The organism is Pseudomonas sp. UBA6310 (genome assembly GCF_002438225.1).
Lineage (GTDB): Bacteria > Pseudomonadota > Gammaproteobacteria > Pseudomonadales > Pseudomonadaceae > Pseudomonas_O > Pseudomonas_O kuykendallii.
In genome coordinates this window covers 13,322-30,021 of record NZ_DJTK01000022.1, presented here as the reverse complement: position 1 = coordinate 30,021, position 16,700 = coordinate 13,322, and the positions used below count along the sequence as shown (strand labels likewise).

The 16,700-nt window shown below is 66.0% G+C and carries 17 protein-coding genes; 7 read left to right on the top strand and 10 right to left on the bottom strand.

Going from position 1 to position 16,700, the window contains the following annotated elements; genetic code table 11:
- Positions 1-143: 143 nt before the first annotated feature.
- On the top strand, positions 144-2,288 hold the full coding sequence (locus B3E91_RS04205) for a putative bifunctional diguanylate cyclase/phosphodiesterase (protein ID WP_287028497.1): 2,145 nt from the start codon (positions 144-146) through the stop codon (positions 2,286-2,288).
- A 6-nt stretch (positions 2,289-2,294) separates the two neighbouring features.
- On the opposite strand, the gene B3E91_RS04200 is transcribed toward B3E91_RS04205, so the two are convergent.
- From B3E91_RS04200 to B3E91_RS22190, 4 genes are all read right to left on the bottom strand, one after another.
- Positions 2,295-3,206, bottom strand: coding sequence for an acyltransferase (locus B3E91_RS04200; RefSeq protein ID WP_287028496.1), 912 nt, complete (start codon positions 3,204-3,206; stop codon positions 2,295-2,297).
- Positions 3,207-3,353: 147 nt separating this feature from the next.
- A complete protein-coding gene (pta, locus tag B3E91_RS04195) occupies positions 3,354-5,447 on the bottom strand; it encodes a phosphate acetyltransferase (protein WP_287028495.1) in 2,094 nt (697 codons plus the stop codon).
- A gap of 58 nt (positions 5,448-5,505) precedes the next feature.
- Positions 5,506-6,690 (bottom strand): acetate kinase, encoded by a 1,185-nt coding sequence (locus B3E91_RS04190; RefSeq protein WP_287028494.1) that lies wholly within the window; start codon positions 6,688-6,690, stop codon positions 5,506-5,508.
- Positions 6,691-6,855 carry a DUF3565 domain-containing protein gene (locus tag B3E91_RS22190; RefSeq protein WP_376747811.1) on the bottom strand — a complete coding sequence of 55 codons (165 nt, stop codon included), beginning with the start codon at positions 6,853-6,855 and terminating at the stop codon, positions 6,691-6,693.
- Between the two features lie 132 nt (positions 6,856-6,987).
- Here B3E91_RS22190 and B3E91_RS04180 point away from each other — a divergent pair, with 132 nt between their 5' ends.
- The 4 genes from B3E91_RS04180 (at position 6,988) to B3E91_RS04165 (ending at position 9,909) form a co-directional block, all read left to right on the top strand.
- On the top strand, positions 6,988-7,473 hold the full coding sequence (locus tag B3E91_RS04180; RefSeq protein WP_090226877.1) for an FKBP-type peptidyl-prolyl cis-trans isomerase: 486 nt from the start codon (positions 6,988-6,990) through the stop codon (positions 7,471-7,473).
- An 81-nt stretch (positions 7,474-7,554) separates the two neighbouring features.
- On the top strand, positions 7,555-8,037 hold the full coding sequence (locus B3E91_RS04175; RefSeq protein WP_287028493.1) for a glutathione peroxidase: 483 nt from the start codon (positions 7,555-7,557) through the stop codon (positions 8,035-8,037).
- Positions 8,038-8,134: 97 nt separating this feature from the next.
- Entirely contained in the window at positions 8,135-8,740 is a 606-nt protein-coding gene (locus B3E91_RS04170; RefSeq protein ID WP_287028492.1) for a TetR/AcrR family transcriptional regulator, read from the top strand.
- A gap of 59 nt (positions 8,741-8,799) precedes the next feature.
- Positions 8,800-9,909: an NADH:flavin oxidoreductase gene (locus B3E91_RS04165; RefSeq protein WP_287028491.1), complete on the top strand. Its 1,110-nt coding sequence runs from the start codon at positions 8,800-8,802 to the stop codon at positions 9,907-9,909.
- A gap of 67 nt (positions 9,910-9,976) precedes the next feature.
- On the opposite strand, the gene cysZ is transcribed toward B3E91_RS04165, so the two are convergent.
- Together cysZ and B3E91_RS04155 are read right to left on the bottom strand one after the other, a co-directional pair.
- Positions 9,977-10,735 (bottom strand): sulfate transporter CysZ, encoded by a 759-nt coding sequence (gene cysZ, locus B3E91_RS04160; protein ID WP_273231948.1) that lies wholly within the window; start codon positions 10,733-10,735, stop codon positions 9,977-9,979.
- A gap of 78 nt (positions 10,736-10,813) precedes the next feature.
- Entirely contained in the window at positions 10,814-12,781 is a 1,968-nt protein-coding gene (locus B3E91_RS04155; protein WP_287028490.1) for a sensor domain-containing diguanylate cyclase, read from the bottom strand.
- A 227-nt stretch (positions 12,782-13,008) separates the two neighbouring features.
- Here B3E91_RS04155 and trxB point away from each other — a divergent pair, with 227 nt between their 5' ends.
- On the top strand, positions 13,009-13,953 hold the full coding sequence (gene trxB, locus B3E91_RS04150; protein WP_287028489.1) for a thioredoxin-disulfide reductase: 945 nt from the start codon (positions 13,009-13,011) through the stop codon (positions 13,951-13,953).
- 9 nt (positions 13,954-13,962) lie between these two features.
- On the opposite strand, the gene B3E91_RS04145 is transcribed toward trxB, so the two are convergent.
- Positions 13,963-14,301 (bottom strand): HopJ type III effector protein, encoded by a 339-nt coding sequence (locus B3E91_RS04145; RefSeq protein WP_273231953.1) that lies wholly within the window; start codon positions 14,299-14,301, stop codon positions 13,963-13,965.
- On the bottom strand, positions 14,298-14,591 hold the full coding sequence (locus B3E91_RS04140; protein WP_273231954.1) for a DUF1244 domain-containing protein: 294 nt from the start codon (positions 14,589-14,591) through the stop codon (positions 14,298-14,300). Before B3E91_RS04140 ends, B3E91_RS04145 begins: the two co-directional genes overlap by 4 nt.
- Positions 14,592-14,802: 211 nt before the next feature.
- Here B3E91_RS04140 and B3E91_RS04135 point away from each other — a divergent pair, with 211 nt between their 5' ends.
- On the top strand, positions 14,803-15,171 hold the full coding sequence (locus tag B3E91_RS04135; RefSeq protein ID WP_273231957.1) for a sensory rhodopsin transducer: 369 nt from the start codon (positions 14,803-14,805) through the stop codon (positions 15,169-15,171).
- Positions 15,172-15,175: 4 nt separating this feature from the next.
- Here the strand turns inward: B3E91_RS04135 and B3E91_RS04130 are convergent, their stop codons facing one another.
- On the bottom strand, positions 15,176-15,922 hold the full coding sequence (locus tag B3E91_RS04130; RefSeq protein WP_273231959.1) for a hypothetical protein: 747 nt from the start codon (positions 15,920-15,922) through the stop codon (positions 15,176-15,178).
- Positions 15,915-16,610 carry a dihydromonapterin reductase gene (gene folM, locus B3E91_RS04125; protein WP_273231961.1) on the bottom strand — a complete coding sequence of 232 codons (696 nt, stop codon included), beginning with the start codon at positions 16,608-16,610 and terminating at the stop codon, positions 15,915-15,917. The genes B3E91_RS04130 and folM overlap by 8 nt, the downstream gene beginning before the upstream one ends.
- Positions 16,611-16,700 lie beyond the last annotated feature (90 nt).

Here is a 16,700-nt window from a genome sequence, read left to right as displayed (position 1 = left end):
GTGCGGTCAGCGCGACCGCCGATAACTAAAGTGCAGTTCGATTACAGGTGTGCCTCATGTGCCAACGATCCTGGTTCTCCGTTCACGCCCTTTGCCCAAATCGACTGCCGACTGGTAAATCCTTGTCTTCAAAGGAGTGAAGAATGGCTTCGGCACACGCTAAGGTTCCTTTCGCAGCAGCGCAGACGCTGCTGGTGGTCGATGATCGCGAAGCCAACCTGATAGCCATGAAGGCACTGCTGCAGAACGGCGACTGGAATGTGCGTACCGCCATTTCCGGCGTCGAGGCGCTGCAATGCCTGCTGGAGGATGACGTCGGCCTGGTGCTGCTGGACGTGCGGATGCCGGAAATGGACGGCTTCGAGGTCGCCCGGCTGATGCGCGGCAATTCGCGCACGCGCTTCACCCCGATCATCTTCATCTCCGCGGTGGACCACACCTCCGAATCGGTGATGCGCGGCTACGCCACCGGCGCCGTTGACTTCATCCACAAGCCCTTCAACCCCCAGGTGCTGCGCCACAAGGTCAGTTCGCTGCTGGACCACGAACGCAGTCGCCGCGACCTGCAGCTGCTCACGCAACAGCTGGAAAGCGAGCGCGCGTTCAACGCCTCGGTGCTGGAGAACGCCGCCGAAGGCATCCTGGTGGTGAACGATGAAGGCATGATCGACTTCGCCAACTCGGCCATCGCGCAGATGCTGCATTGCCAGGTGAGCCAGTTGCAGGGCACGCGGCTGCTCGATCACATCGAGACCACCACGCTGCAGGACGGCAACTGGAAGGAGTCGCAGATCTACGAGCACTGGCGTCGCGGCATGGTCTACCGGCTCCACGATGCCTTTCTGCGTATCGTCAACGACGGGCTGTTGCCGGTCGCCTTGTCCTGCTCGCCGCTGTCGCGCCAGCAGCGCTCGATGGTGGTGATCGTTCTCGACATGTCGGTGGTGCACAGCCTGCACGCGCAGCTCGAATCCCAGGCAGTCACCGATGCGCTGACCTCGCTGCCCAACCGGCGCGGCTTCGACCAGGCGCTGGAAGCGGCGCTGGCGCGCAACGACCGCAACGGCAAGTACCTGGCGGTGCTCTACCTCGACCTCGACGGTTTCAAACGCATCAACGACTCCCTCGGACATGCGGCGGGCGACGAAGTGCTCAAGCGCGTCGCCGACCAGTTGCAGAAATGCCTGCGCCCCTACGACATCCTCGCGCGCATGGGCGGCGACGAATTCACCGCCTTGCTCGATTCCCTCGATCACCCCGAGGACGCCGCGCGGGTCGCCGAGAAGCTGATCGAGGCCATCTCGATCCGCTACAAGGTCGACGGCATGGAGGTCACCCTGGGCGCCAGCATCGGCATCGCCTGCTTCCCGGACAGCGGGCGCAGTGTGGACGCCATACTGCGTGCGGCGGACATGGCGATGTACGAGGCCAAGCGCGCGGGGCGTCAGCAGTACCGCTTCTTCTCACCGGAAATGAACGGCCGCGCGCGTTCGCGGCTGATGCTCGAGGAAAGCCTGCGGGTGGCCATCGAGCAGAACGAGTTCGCCCTGGTCTACCAGCCGCAGATCTACCTCGATACGGGTCGCCTGCGCGGCTTCGAGGCGTTGCTGCGCTGGCAGCACCGGGTCGCCGGCAGCGTGTCTCCCGGCGTGTTCATCCCGCTGCTGGAGGAAACTCGGCTGATCAATCGCCTGGGCGGCTGGATCTTCCGCCAGGGCGTGTCGCAATGCCGGACCTGGCCGAGCTTCAGCCATGGGCTGGTGGTCAGCCTCAACGTCAGCCCGGTGCAGTTCGGCATGCCACAGCTGGTGGACGACCTTCGCCGGGTGATCGAGGAGGAGGGGCTGAACCCGGCGCAGGTCGAGGTGGAGGTGACCGAAGGCGCGCTGATGGCCGATCTGGAGAACACCCGCGAACAGCTGCGCCAGTTGCGCCTGCTGGGCGTGAAGATCGCCATCGACGACTTCGGCACTGGCTACTCGTCGCTCGCCTACCTGCGCCACTTCGAGCTGGATACGCTGAAGATCGACCGACTCTTCATCTCCAACATGCTCGACTCGCCGAAGGACGCCGCGGTGGTCAGCACCATCATCAACCTGGGGCGCGAGCTCGGCCTCGAGGTGATCGCCGAGGGCGTGGAAACCATCGCCCAACGCGACTGGCTGATCGACCACCAGTGCCACATCATGCAGGGTTTCCTGGTGGCGCCGGGCTTGCCGGTCGACCGCGCCCAGGAGTTCCCGCTGCAGATCGACTGGCGCGACCTGCCGCACAGCATCAGCAAATAGGCCGGGTTAGCGTGTTGCCGGGGCGAACTGCTGGTGCAGTCGCCCCAGTTCTTCGTCCTTTTCCTCCCAGAGCGCGTTGACCCACTGCTGGAACTCCAGGCGGTAGGTCGCGTCCTGGTCGTAGCTCTTGCCGATGAAGGCCGCGGGAATCTTCAGCTCCTGCAGGCGCACCACCACTTCGCCGATCTGCCCGCTGAGCAGCGTCCAGAAATCCGGAATGCCCTCGGGGTAGTGGATGGTCACGTTGACGATCGATTCCAGTTGTTCGCCCATGGCATCCAGGACGAAGGCGATGCCACCGGCCTTGGGCTTGAGCAGGTAGCGGAACGGCGATCCCTGCTCATCGTGCTTGGCGCGGGTGAAGCGCGTGCCTTCGAGGAAGTTGAACACGCCGACCGGCGTATGGCGGAACTTCGCGCAGGTGCGCCGCGTGGTCTGCAGGTCCTTGCCCTTCTTCTCCGGATGCTTGGCCAGATACGCCTTGCTGTAGCGCTTCATGAACGGGAAATCCAGCGCCCACCAGCAGGCACCGATCACCGGAACCCAGATCAGCTCCTGCTTGAGGAAGAACTTCATCGGACGGATGCGCCGGTTCAGCTGGTGCTGCAGCACCAGGATGTCGACCCAGCTCTGGTGGTTGCTGGTGACCAGGTAGGAGTGCTGGTAATCCAGCCCCTCGAGGCCCTCCACGTTCCAGCGCGTGCGCCGCACCAGCGCCATCCAGCCCTTGTTGCAGCTGATCCACCCTTCGTGGATGAAGTTGACCGCCGGGGTCATCGCGCGGCGCAGCGCCTCGGAGGGCAACAGCAGCTTGATCAGCGTGAGGGTGAACAGCGGAACGCAGCAGATCAGCGTATTCAGGGCCAGCAGCAGCGCGGCGAGGATGCCGCGCACGAAGGAAGGAAGAAAACTGAGCATGGAACCGACACGTCTCGGCAGGGGGCGAAGGGCCCGCCGATCGGTCGCCGGCGGGCAGTTGGCGGTAAAGGGTAACGATTGCCCGGTGAACTGCAAGCCTGGCTTTCGGTGGGTTCGCCGGGGCTGCAGCGCCGTGCGCGGCGGCTGTCAGGCTTCCTGGCTGGCCGCCTGGATCGCGGTAAGCGCGATGGTGAAGACGATGTCGTCCACCAGCGCCCCGCGCGAAAGGTCGTTCACCGGCTTGCGCAGGCCTTGCAGCATCGGCCCCACGCTGATCACCCCGGCGCTGCGTTGCACGGCCTTGTAGGTGGTGTTGCCGGTGTTCAGGTCGGGGAACACGAACACCGTGGCGCGGCCGGCGACCTGGCTGTTCGGCGCCTTCTGCCGGCCGACGCTCTCGATGGCGGCGGCGTCGTACTGCAGCGGGCCGTCGACCAGCAGGTCGGGGCGGTTCTCGCGGGCGATGCGGGTCGCCTCGCGGACTTTCTCAACTTCCTCGCCGCTGCCGGAGTCGCCGGTTGAATAGCTGATCATCGCCACCCGCGGCGAAATGCCGAAGGAAGCGGCCGAATCTGCGCTCTGGATGGCGATCTCGGCCAGCTCCGCGGCGCTCGGGTCGGGATTCACCGCGCAGTCGCCGTAGACCACCACCTGGTCGGGCAGCAGCATGAAGAACACCGAGGACACCAGCTTGTAGCCCGGCGCGGTCTTGATCAGCTGCAACGCGGGGCGAATCGTGCTGGCGGTGGTGTGCACGGCGCCGGAGACCAGGCCGTCGACTTCGTCCAGCGCCAGCATCATGGTCGCCAGTACCACGCTGTCTTCCAATTGCTGCTCGGCCATCGGCGCATTCAGGCCCTTGTTCTTGCGCAGTTCGACCATCGGTTCGACGTAGCGCCCGCGGATCAGGTCCGGGTCGAGAATCTCCAGCCCGGCCGGCAGCGTGATGCCGTGCGCCTGGGCGACGGCCTGGACTTCCTCGGGCTTGGCCAGCAGTACGCAGCGGGCGATGCCGCGCGCCTGGCAGATCGCCGCCGCCTGCACGGTGCGCGGCTCGGCGCCCTCGGGCAGGACGATGCGCTTGTTCGCCGCCAGCGCGCGCCTGACCAGTTGATAGCGGAACGCCGGTGGCGACAGGCGCAGCTCGCGCGGATCGCCGCAGCGCTGCTTGAGGAATTCATGCTCGATGTGCCCTGCGACGAACTCGGTGACCTTTTCCGCGCGCTCGCGATCGTCCACCGGGATCTCGTTGTTCATCCGGTTGAGGTTGGTGGCGGTGTCGTAGGAACCGGTGGACACCGTGAGCACCGGCAGGCCGCCGTGCAGCGCGCTCCTGCACAGCTCCATGATCCGCGGGTCCGGCTGGAAATCGCTGCACAGCAACAGCCCGGCGAGCGGCACGCCGTTCATGCTGGCCAGGCTGGCGGCGAGGATGATGTCATCGCGATCGCCGGGTGTGACCACCAGCACGCCCGGTTTGAGCAACTGCACGGTGTTCGGCACGGCGCGCGCGCAGAGCACGATCTTGAGCATGCGCCGCTGCTCGTAATCGCCGGCGTTGAGCACCCGTGCGCCGAGCAGGTCGGCGATGTCGCGGGTACGCGGCGCGTTCAGTTCGTCCTGCCAGGGGATGCAGCCGATCAGGCGGAAATCCTCGCTGCGCAACAGTTGGGCGTGTTCCTGCAGGCGCCGGGTGAAGCCCTCGATGCCGTCGTCGCTGCGGACCTTGTTGAGGATCACGCCGAGCACCTTAGGGTCCTTCGGGCCGCCGAATTGCTGTGCCTGGATCTCGATGCGGTCGGACATCTCGGTCAGCGTTTCATCCTCCGGCGCGGAAACCAGGATCACGTCGGCATCCAGACTGCGCGCCAGGTGCGCGTTGACCCGCGTCGCGTAGCTGGCCTGGCGGGTCGGCACCATGCCTTCGACGATCACCACGTCCTTGTTTTGCGCGGCCTGCTGATAGAGGCTGACGATCTCCTCGAGCAACTCGTCGAGGTGGCCGTCGCCGAGCATGTGCTCGACGTGCGCCTGGCCCAGTGGCTGGGGCGGCGTCAGGCCGTGGGTGCGGGCGATGAGCTCGGTGGAGCGCTCCGGGCCTTCGTCGCCCGGATGCGGCTGGGCGATCGGCTTGAAGAAGCCGACCTTGAGGCCGCCGCGCTCCAGCGCACGGACCAGCCCGAGGCTTATGGAGGTGAGGCCGACGCCAAAACCGGTCGGCGCGATGAAGAAGGTGTGCATGGCGGTACTCCTGAAACCGGGTGGAGCGTGCCGGCGAGGTTCGCCGGCAGCGTCTTGATCAGCCGAGCGAGGCCAGTGTTTCCAGGGCGATCTGGCGTTCCTCGTTGGTCGGCACCACCAGCACCCGCGGGTGGCCGGCGGCTTCGATCGGGCCGGCGACGCCACGCACGCAGCGCGCGTTTTGCGCGTCGTCGAGGGCCAGGCCGAGCAGCTTGAGGTGGGCGATGGTCTTGTTGCGCACCAGCGGCGAGTTCTCGCCGATCCCGCCGGTGAAAATCACCCCGTCGAGGCGTTCCAGTGCGCAACTCATGCTCGCCAGCGATTTGCCCAGGCGGTAGCAGAACACCTCGATGGCCAGCGCCGCGCCGGGGTGGCCCTGTTCGCGGGCCTGCTCCAGCGTGCGCATGTCGTTGGACATGCCGGACAGGCCGAGCAGGCCGCTGTCGTTGTTCAGCATGTGATCGATCTTTTCCAGGTTCCAGCCCAGGTTGCGCGCCAGGTGGCTGTGCAAGTTGGGGTCGACGTCACCGCTGCGGGTGCCCATCACCAGGCCTTCGAGCGGCGTCAGGCCCATGCTGGTGTCGCGGCTCTCGCCGTTGACGATGGCGCAGGTCGAGCTGCCGTTGCCCAGGTGCGCCACCAGCCAGCTGCTGGAGGCGTAGGGCAGGCCGGCCATCTGCGCGCCGCGATGGCTGACGTAATGGTGGCTGGTGCCGTGGAAGCCGTAGCGGCGCACGCCGTGCTCGCGGTACAGCGCCTCCGGCAGGGCGTAGCGGTAGGCGTGCTCGGGCATGCTCTGGTGGAACGCGGTATCGAACACGGCGACCTGCGGCAGGGTCGGGAACAGCTTCAGCGCCGCCTCGATTCCCTGCAGCGCGGCGGGATTGTGCAGCGGTGCCAGCGGCGCGATGGTGGCGATGGTGGCGATCACCTGGTCGTCCAGCCGGCGCGCGCTGGTGAAGGATTCCCCGCCGTGCACCACGCGATGGCCGATCCCGTGCAGGTGTCCGCCGGCGGCGCCTTGCACCATCGGCAGGAGGTGGGCGAGGGCGATGCGGTGGTCGGCATTCGGGATCGCCAGGCTGTCCTTGCCGCCATCACGCTGCCAGTGGAGCACGGCATCCGCGCTGCCGAGGCGTTCGGCCAGGCCACTGAGGGGGAAGTGTTCCTGTGCTTCGTTGACCAGGGCGAACTTGATCGAGGAACTGCCGCAGTTGATGACCAGGATATTGCGTGCTGGCATTCAGGAATCCTTGCTCTGTTCGGTCTGTTGGATGCGGCACCAGCCGCAGGCAAACGGACGGCCTAGCTGAGCGAGGCGTCGTGCCGGGTCGAGCACCCATTCGCGCAACTGCCAGGGAGGTTGATGACGCAGATGCTGGGTGTGACCGCAGGACAAGATTGCCACCCAGTGGCCATCTTCGTCCTGACGGAAATCAAGCAGGTATGGGCGGTCCCGTCCGTCAGCGCCGGGTTCGCTTTCCCGCGGGGCGACGGTTAAACTCGTTCGTTCATCATACTTTTGCAAAGGTCCCGCCCCATGCTGATCGCCGCCAACAAGGCCGTCTCCATCGACTATACCCTGACAAACGACGCTGGCGAGGTGATCGACAGCTCCGCCGGTGGTGCGCCGCTCGCCTACCTGCAAGGCGCAGGCAACATCATAGTCGGTCTGGAAAAAGCCCTTGAAGGCAAGAAGGTCGGTGACCAGGTCAAGGTCGCCATCGAACCCGAAGACGCCTATGGCGAGTACAGCGCCGAGCTGGTCACCACCCTGAGCCGCGCCATGTTCGAGGGCGTCGACGAGCTGGAAGTCGGCATGCAGTTCCACGCCTCCGGCCCGGACGGCGGCATGCAGATCGTCACCATCCGTGACCTCGACGGCGACGACGTTACCGTCGACGGCAACCATCCGCTGGCCGGCCAGCGCCTGAACTTCGACGTTACCGTGGTCGACGTTCGCGACGCCTCCGCCGAGGAGATCGCCCACGGCCACATCCATGGCGAAGGCGGTCATCATCACTGATCGGCATCGATCGAAAGGCGCCTCCGGGCGCCTTTTTGTTCGGCGCGGAAAAAGGCGGCAATGCGCCTTCAGGAGTTCGTCATGAGTGTCTTCCACGATCTGCAGCTGCTCGACCTAGAAGGTCGTCCGCTGCCTCTGGCGCCCTTCAAAGGCAAAGTCGTGCTGGTCGTCAACGTCGCCTCCAGGTGCGGGCTGACGCCGCAATACGCGGGCCTCGAGAAGCTCCATCGGCAGTACCGCGACCAGGGCTTCAGCGTGCTCGGTCTGCCATGCAACCAGTTCGTCGGGCAGGAGCCGGACAGCGAGAGCAAGATTCGCGCGTTCTGCAGCCTCAACTACGACATCAGTTTCCCGCTGGGCGCCAAGCTCGAGGTGAACGGCCCGGGACGGCACCGTCTGTATGGCCTGCTGGCGGGTGAGGGTGCCGAGTTTCCCGGCGACATCACCTGGAACTTCGAGAAATTCCTCGTCGGCAAGGATGGCCGCGTGCTCGCGCGCTTCTCGCCGCGCACCACGCCGGATGACCCGGCGCTGGTCCAGGCCATCGAGAAAGCCCTGGCCTGACCGTCCCTCGCGCCGGCCGACGGCCGCCACTCGATGACCTCTGATCCCGCTTCATCACCTGCATCAATAGTGATGGGCGCGCGAGACGACCGGTCATATGCTCGCCGCCATGAGCACAAACCCGCGTTCCGACAAGCGTGAACTGATCCTCGCCAAAGGTGCGCAGGTGATGCTGCGTCGTGGCTACCACGGCACCGGCGTGCAGGAAATCGTCCAGGCCGCGAGCATCCCCAAGGGATCGTTCTACCACTACTTCGCGAGCAAGGAGGACTTCGCCCTGCAGGCGCTGGAGTACCTCTACCTGCCGCGCCTGGAGCGCTACGCCCAGGCGCTGGCGAATCCGGCGCTGTCGCCGCGCGAGCGCATCCTCGGTTACTACCGCGAGTTGCTGGCGCATTTCGCCCGGCCGGAAAAACTCCAGTTCCACTGCTTCATCGGCAGCCTGAGCTTCGAGATGGCCGAACTGTCGCCGGCCATCGGCAACCAGGTCGGCGCCATCCTGCAACGCTCGGCGCAGATTCTCCAAGGTTGCCTGGAGCAGGCGCGGGCCGCCGGGGAACTGCCGGCCGACGAGGATTGCGAGAACCTCGCCGCATTCATCGCCAACGCCTGGCAGGGCGTGCTGACGCAGTTGAAGGTCGGCAGCCGCGGCGAGCCGATCCAGTCGTTCATCGTGCGCCTGGAGCGCCTGCTGCAGGCCTGATTTTTTTAACCCCGAAAACGAGACGACCGGTCAGCTGGCCGGCCCAAGGAGAAACGCCCATGTCCGCCCCCTTGCACAGCCTGTTCGAGCCCTTCCGCCTGGGCGCTCTCGAATTGCCCACCCGCGTGGTGATGGCGCCGATGACCCGTTCGTTCTCGCCGGGCGGCGTGCCCAATGCGAAGGTCGTCGAGTACTACCGCCGTCGTGCCGGCGCCGGCGTCGGTCTGATCGTCACCGAGGGCACCACCGTCGGGCACAAGGCCGCCAACGGTTATCCGCACGTGCCGCGCTTCTATGGCGAGGATGCTCTGGCCGGCTGGAAACAGGTGGTCGACGCGGTGCACGCCGAAGGCGGCAAGATCGTTCCGCAACTGTGGCACGTGGGCAACGTGCGCAAGCTCGGCACCGAGCCGGACGCCAGCGTGCCCGGCTACGGCCCGTGCGAAAAACTCAAGGACGGCCAGGAAATCGTGCACGGCATGACCAAGGCTGACATCGACGAAGTGATCGCCGCTTTCGCCCAGGCCGCGCGCGACGCCAAGGCCATTGGCATGGACGGCGTGGAAATCCACGGCGCCCACGGCTATCTGGTCGACCAGTTCTTCTGGGAAGGCAGCAACCAGCGGACCGACGAGTACGGCGGCGATCTCGCGCAGCGCTCGCGCTTCGCCATCGAGCTGATCCAGGCGGTACGCGCCGCGGTCGGCCCGGATTACCCGATCATCTTCCGTTTCTCGCAGTGGAAGCAGCAGGACTACAACGCCCGCCTGGTGCAGACGCCGGAGGAGCTGGGCGCGTTCCTCAAGCCGCTGTCCGAGGCCGGTGTGGATATCTTCCATTGTTCCACGCGGCGCTTCTGGGAGCCGGAATTCGAGGGTTCGGACCTCAACCTCGCCGGCTGGACCCGCAAGCTGACCGGCAAACCGACCATCACCGTCGGCAGCGTCGGCCTGGACGGCGAGTTCCTGCAGTTCATGGTCAACACCGACAAGGTCGCCCAGCCGGCCGGCATCGAAAGCCTGCTGGAGCGCCTGAACAATCAGGAGTTCGATCTGGTCGCTGTCGGCCGCGCGCTGCTGGTCGACCCGGACTGGGCGGTTAAGGTCCGCGAAGGCCGCCAGCAGGACATCCTGCCGTTCAGCCGCGACGCCCTTACCAGCCTGGTCTGATTCCGCCCCTTCGCGCCGTCCCGCCGCTGAAGCGGGGCGGCCGCGATATGCCCCGGAACGCCCGCGTCTAGCGCCGGACCGGGTTGCCGATCTCGCCCTTGCCACCCTCACGTACCCAGAACAGCGTCGCGCCGGCCACGGCGGCGGGCATGATCAGCAGGTTGAGCAGCGGCACCAGCAGCGCGACGTAGACGATGCCGCCGAAGCCCAGGCTCTGCCAGCGCTTGGCGCGCAGCCAGGCGAGCATTTCGTCGAAGCCCAGCTTGTTGTTGTCCGCCGGGTAGTCGATGTATTGCACGGCCATCATCCAGATGCCGAACAGCACCCACAGCGGCGTCGCCACCAGGTTCAGCACCGGGATGAAGGACAGGATCAGCAGGCCCAGCGCGCGCGGCAGGAAGTAGCGCAGCTTGCGCAGTTCGCGGCCCAGGGTGCGTGGCAGCATGGCCACCAGCTCGCCCCAGTGGAACGGTGGAAAGTCGTCCTGACCACGGACCACCACTTCGACCTTTTCCGCGAGGAAGCCGTTGAACGGCGCGGCGATGATGTTCGCCAGCAGGGTGAAGCTGAAGAAGATCATCACCAGCACGAGCATCACGAACAGCGGCCAGAGCAGGTATTCGAGGAAGCCCAGCCAGCTCGGCAGGCTAGGCATCAGCGTCTCGACCCAGACGTTGAACTGGGTCAGGGCGAAGCCGACCAGGCCGGCGAACAGCAGCACGTTGATCGTCAGCGGCAGCAGCAGGAACAGCCGCAGGCCAGGGCTGAGCACCAGTCTCAAACCTTCGCGCAGGTACTGCGGGCCACTCAGGGCGGGTAGCGCCATGTCGTCCTCCTAAAGGGTAAGGCTGCCGAGCTTATCAGCGGCGTCGCCTGGCCGCTGCGGCGCAATTTCGACGATGCGTTACCGCGCGTCGGGCTGCGGCCGGTAGAGGAACACCTGGTTGCGCCGTTGCTTGGCCTGATACATGGCGCTGTCGGCGGCCTTGATCAGTTCATCCGGCTGGCGGGCGTGGTCCGGATAGAGCGCGACGCCAATGCTCGGGGTGACGAAATCCACGCGCTGGCCGTTGAGCTCGAAGGCCGGTTCGAGGACCAGCAGCAGGCGTTCGGCGAGCGCCAGCGCGCTGCTCGCGTCCTCGCCACCGAGCAGCAGGGTGAACTCGTCGCCGCCCAGCCGGTAGAAGTGGTCGGGGTGGCGCAGCGCGCCGCGCAGGCGTTCGGCGATGGCTATCAGCAGGGCGTCGCCGAGGTCATGGCCGAAGCGGTCGTTGACTTCCTTGAAGCGGTCCAGGTCGATGAACAGCAACGCCAGCGGCGCCTCGTCCTGCTGCGCCTTTTCCAGCGCCGCGTGCAGGTGTTCGTCGAAGGCCTTGCGGTTGCCCAGGCCGGTCAGCGGGTCGCGGTAGGCCATGTCCAGCAGGCTGTTCTGGTAGGCCACCAGATCACTCACATCGCGCAGGATGCCGCGGATGCCGGCGTACTGGCCGTCGGCATCCTCGATGTTGGAGAAGCGCGTCTCGAAGTAGCGCAGGCTGCCGTCGCGGCGCTTGAACGGCGAGATCAGGCTGGCGTGCTCGCCCTTGCTCTGGAGCATCAGGGTGCGGGCGCGCTCGACCACCTCGGCATCGAGGATTTCCTCGATGGCATGGCCGACCAGCTGTTCGCGGCTGCAATCCAGCTGTCGCTCGAGGCTGCGGTTGACGGCGAGGATCTCGCCGCCCGGAGCGATCTCGAAATAGCCTTCCTGGATCGAGTCGAGAATCGCCTTGTCGCGTTCCTCGCTGCGTTCCAGTCGCTCCAGCATATGGTTGAGTTCGCCGGCGAGCTGCCCCAGTTCATCGCCGCCCTGTTCGCTCAGTCGTTGCCGGCCGCTGTCGATGCCGATCGCCGCCACTTCCTGGTTGAGCCGGCGCACCCGCCGCAGCACCCAGCGATCCAGGCCGGTATAGGCGAGCAGCATGGCGGCCACCAAGAGCAGCAGCGTCAGGCCGAGGAAGAAGCCCACCGCCGTGCGGCCCTGCTGGTAAAGCAGCCGCGGCTGGGTGATCTGCAGACGCAGCTCGGCCTCGCCCAGCGGATTGAAGAACTGCAGGTCGACCTGCTGGGTGTTCGCATCGAGCACCCGCCGCGGGCTCAGGCGAATCTCGCCCTGGCGCGAACTGCGCGGGCGCAGCTGCTGCCAGCCGGTGGTGTCGCCAGCCAGCGGTACCACCCGCAGGCTGCCGGGCGCGTCCTGGAGGAAACCGTCGAGAAGGCGCTGATCGAGGATCTGCCCGGCGACCACCACTCCGTTGGGCGGCGCCTTGCCCAGGTTGTCGCTGATCGGGCTGCTCACCAGCAGCAGCGCCACGCCCTGCACGACCATCACCTGGCCTATCGCACGCTGGGCGTCGCCGGCGTAGTCGAGGCTGCCCATCTGCCGGCTGCGCTGCAGGATGCCCTGGCGCAGTCCGATCATGCTGCGCGGGCCTTTGCCGCCCTCGGGCAGCAGGTCCGTCACTTCGAGCAACTGCTGGGCGCGCCAGGTCTGCGCGACGATGCGCGGCTGGCGATCGAAGAACACCATGAAGTCCAGGTCGAGGTTCGCCAGCCTCGCCGCCGGCAGGTTGCTGCGGATGTAGTCGACGCGCGGCCGCTCGATGAAGGCGTAGGTCAGGTCCCACCAGGCCAGGCTGCGCAGCAGGTCCAGGTGGCGGGAGATATCCGCCTCCATGTGATCGTGCAAGTGGCGCGACTTGCTCATCAGTTGCGCGCTGTCCTGGCGGTCGAAATGGCTGAGCAACAGCCGTTCGGAGAGCGCGCCGACGGCCACCAGCGTCAGGATGAGCGTCGGGATGAACAGCCAGAGCAGGCGCTTGCGCAGATTCATGGGAGGGGACGGACCTGTTGGGACAGCGGCGACACCACATACGATAGCCGCTGCCTATCGGGGAAATTGAAAAGCGCCACTTTGCCCAGGCAGAAGGCGGCTATAGGCTCCAGCGCATTCGAGCCGAACCCTGCGAGAACGTGCATCGGGTCGGCGTGTTTTTTCGGAGCCGCCTGTTGAGTCTTCCCCTATTGCCTGGCGGCTCCGCTTTATTCGAGGAGTCCGTGATGTCTGCCGATCGTCATTCGAAGGTGATCATTCTCGGCTCGGGTCCCGCCGGCTACACCGCGGCGGTCTACGCGGCCCGCGCCAACCTCAAGCCGCTGCTGATCACCGGCCTGCAGGCCGGTGGCCAGCTGACCACCACCACCGAGGTCGACAACTGGCCCGGCGATGCCCACGGCCTCACCGGCCCGGCGCTGATGCAGCGCATGCAGGAGCACGCCGAGCGCTTCGAGACCGAGATCGTCTTCGACCACATCAACGGCGTGGACCTGGCTGGAAAGCCCTTCGTCCTGCACGGCGACAATGGCAGCTACAGCTGCGATGCGCTGATCGTCGCCACCGGCGCCAGCGCGCGTTACCTCGGCCTGCCCTCGGAAGAAGCCTTCATGGGCCGCGGCGTGTCGGCCTGCGCCACCTGCGACGGCTTCTTCTATCGCAATCGCGAAGTGGCGGTAGTCGGCGGCGGCAACACCGCCGTGGAAGAGGCGCTGTACCTGGCCAACATCGCCAGCAAGGTGACCCTGGTGCATCGCCGCGGCAGCTTCCGCGCCGAGAAGATCCTGCAGAACAAATTGCAGGCCCGCGTCGCCGAAGGGCGCATCGTGCTCAAGCTGCACGCCGAAGTGGAAGAGGTGCTGGGCGATGCCAGCGGCGTCACCGGCGTGCGCCTGAAAACCGCCCAAGGCAGTGAGGACCTCGCGGTCGACGGGCTGTTCGTCGCCATCGGCCATACGCCCAACACCGGCCTGTTCGAGGGCCAGCTGGCGCTGCGCGACGGTTATCTGGTGGTGGGTGGCGGGCGCGACGGCAATGCCACCGCGACCAGCCTGCCGGGCGTGTTCGCCGCCGGCGACGTCGCCGACTCGGTGTATCGCCAGGCGATCACCTCGGCCGGTGCCGGCTGCATGGCCGCCCTGGACGTGGAGCGTTACCTCGACCAGGCCTGAGCGGGACCGTCAGGCCTTGCGGGCCAACGGCTGGCGGGTGAAACGCACGCCGGCCAGCCCGGTTTTCATCAGCGCACGGATGTTGCCGTGGTCGCTGCCTTGCGGATTAGCCAGCACGCTGCGGTAGTGTTCGCCGAACGCGCGCAGGGCTTCTTCGTCGCTCAGTGCCTCCAGTTGCGCCAGGCCGAGGGTCTTGCAGGAACCCTCGTTCTGCCCCTCGGCATTTTCCACCGCGCCGTTGACGAAGGCGCTGGGGCTGAACCGGTAGTTGGCCTCGATGAAGGCGAGGGTGTCGGCGAAGCGATGCGCGTCGCTGCCGAGGGCGGCGCGGAAGTCGTCCAGCGTCATGCCTTGTTTCCCTTGTCGAAAGCGGCCTTCTGCTCGGCGCTGGCTTCCCTCTGGTATTTGGCTTTCCAGTCGGCGTAAGGCATCCCGTAGATTTCCTCGCGCGCCTGCTCCGGGCTGACGTCCAGGGAAAGGTCGTCGGCGGCGGCCTTGTACCATTTCGACAGGCAGTTGCGGCAAAAGCCGGCGAGGTTCATCAGGTCGATGTTCTGCACGTCGGGGCGCGAGCGCAGGTGCTGGACCAACTGGCGGAAAGCGGCGGCTTCGAGCTCGATGCGTTGTTCTTCGGTCATCTCGATTCTCGCGGGCGGATTGATCGATGCCCGGCGCGAGGCAGCGGGCGGTGAGGCGTGGCGATGATAACGCGGGGCCGGAACGATCATCCAGCCTCGCTCGGAGGGCTCGCCGGCCAGCCTTCGCGAGGAACTTTGCCGCGCGCCGCCGGGTCCGGACATCAGGTGCCTGCCGCTCGGGCGGGCGCATCGCATCCCATGGGGAGTAAGCATGTCCATTGGAAAGAAACGCTGGGTGATCGCCGAAGGCTACCTGCCGCCGCTCGGTCCGAACCCCGACGACCGCACCCTGCGCAGCCACGAGGCGGCGTGCATCCTGAATGCCGGGGAGCAGCCGGCGAAGGTCGCCATCACGCTGTACTTCACCGACCGCGAGCCCATCGGCCCGTATCGCCTCGAGGTGCCGGCGCGGCGCACGCTGCATGTGCGCTACGACGACCTCGACGACCCGCAGCCACTGCCGCGCGAGACCGACTACTCCAGCGTGATCGAATCCGACGTGCCGGTGGTGGTGCAGCACACCCGGCTGGACGCCCGCGCCGGCATCGCCCTGATGAGCACGGTCGCGTTCGCCGAGTGAGCGTCTAGAGCGGGCCCGGGTCGCAGCGGGTGAGGATGCCGACCGAGTTGCGCTCGGCGGTGCGGATGAACGACTGCGTCATCATCGCGATGTCCTGAATGATGAACAGCTTCTTCTCCGGGTTGCTCAGCAGCTCGGTGGAGAGGTGCGAGCTGTCCTGGATCGCCGGCCAGGTGCACCAGATCGAGATGATCTGTTCGCCGCTGTCCTTGATCGTGGCTTCCTCGTAGTTGACCTTGTAGCCCACCGACTCGGCGCCGCCGAAGGTGTAGCGGAAGGTTTCGCGCACCTCGTCGGTAGTCTGCGCGGCCGGCAGGAAGTAGGCGATGATGATCCTGTCCACGTTGAAGCCGATCCACATCTTGGTCGCCACGCCCGGCGTGTCCAGGCGGTAGTTGGCGCCGAAGATGTTGTTCATCTTCGAGACCTGCACCTTCGGCTTGTGGCCGTTCGAGTCCTCGATGCGTTCCAGCACCGACGGTAGTTGCTTGAGCAGCAGGCGCTCGGTCTTGCTCACCAGGAACTGCAGGTTGGCTTCGCGCTCGCCGAAGATCAGCACCATGCTGATCACCAGCGCCGTGGCGGTGATCTGCGCCATCGACAGCGAAAGCAGAATCCAGTCGCTGCGGTCGGGAACGCCGACGAAGGACAGCGAGATGTAGATGGAGGCGGCGAGGCAGCTGAACAGCGCGGTGACGATGGTGATCTTGATCCAGCGCGGCAGGTAGATGATCTTCTTCGAATCAATCAAGCGGGGCTTCCTTCCTCAGGTGCCGGCCGCCGTTGATCACGACGTTGCTGCCGGTGGTGTAGTTGGATTCGAGCAGATAGGCGACGGTCTGGATCAGCGGCTCGGCCCCGGGCTCGAACTCCAGCAGCGCCTTGCGGAAGGTTTTCTCGACGTATTCCGGGGTGCTGTCCTCCTTGAGGATCAGCAGGCCCGGCGAGATGCTGTTGACGCGCACGTTCGGCGCGTACATCTCGGCGAACGACAGGGTCATGTTCTGTAGCGCGGCCTTGCTCGCGGCATAGGCGACGTGGTTCTTGCTGCCGCGCGAGGCGCTCTCGTCGCAGATATGGATGATGTCGGCGCGGCCGGCCTTCTTCAGCCAGTCGCCCAGCTCCAGGTTCAGCTGGAACGGTGCCTCCACGTGCAGGCGCAGCATCGCCTCGAGGTTTTCCAGGCTGTCGTCCAGCCACTGCGAGGCGTTGTGGACGATGCCGCGCAGCGCGTCGTGGCGGGTTCGCACATGGGCGACAAGCTGCTCGCGCTGGGCGCGGTCCATCAGGTCCGCCTGAAAATGGACGATCCGCGGATGCTTCGGCGAGGTGTCGGTGCGGTTCACCGAAAGGATGTCGTAACCCCGCTCGGCCAGGCTCAGGGCCAATTCGTAGCCGACGCGCTTGCTGGTTCCGGTGATCAGGAGAGGAGTGGTCATGTCGAATAAATTCAATCCGTTACGGCATGACCCATCTTATGCATATGCGCCGCCCGCGGCCAGCCTGGCGGCCGCGGGTGGCGGCGCGCT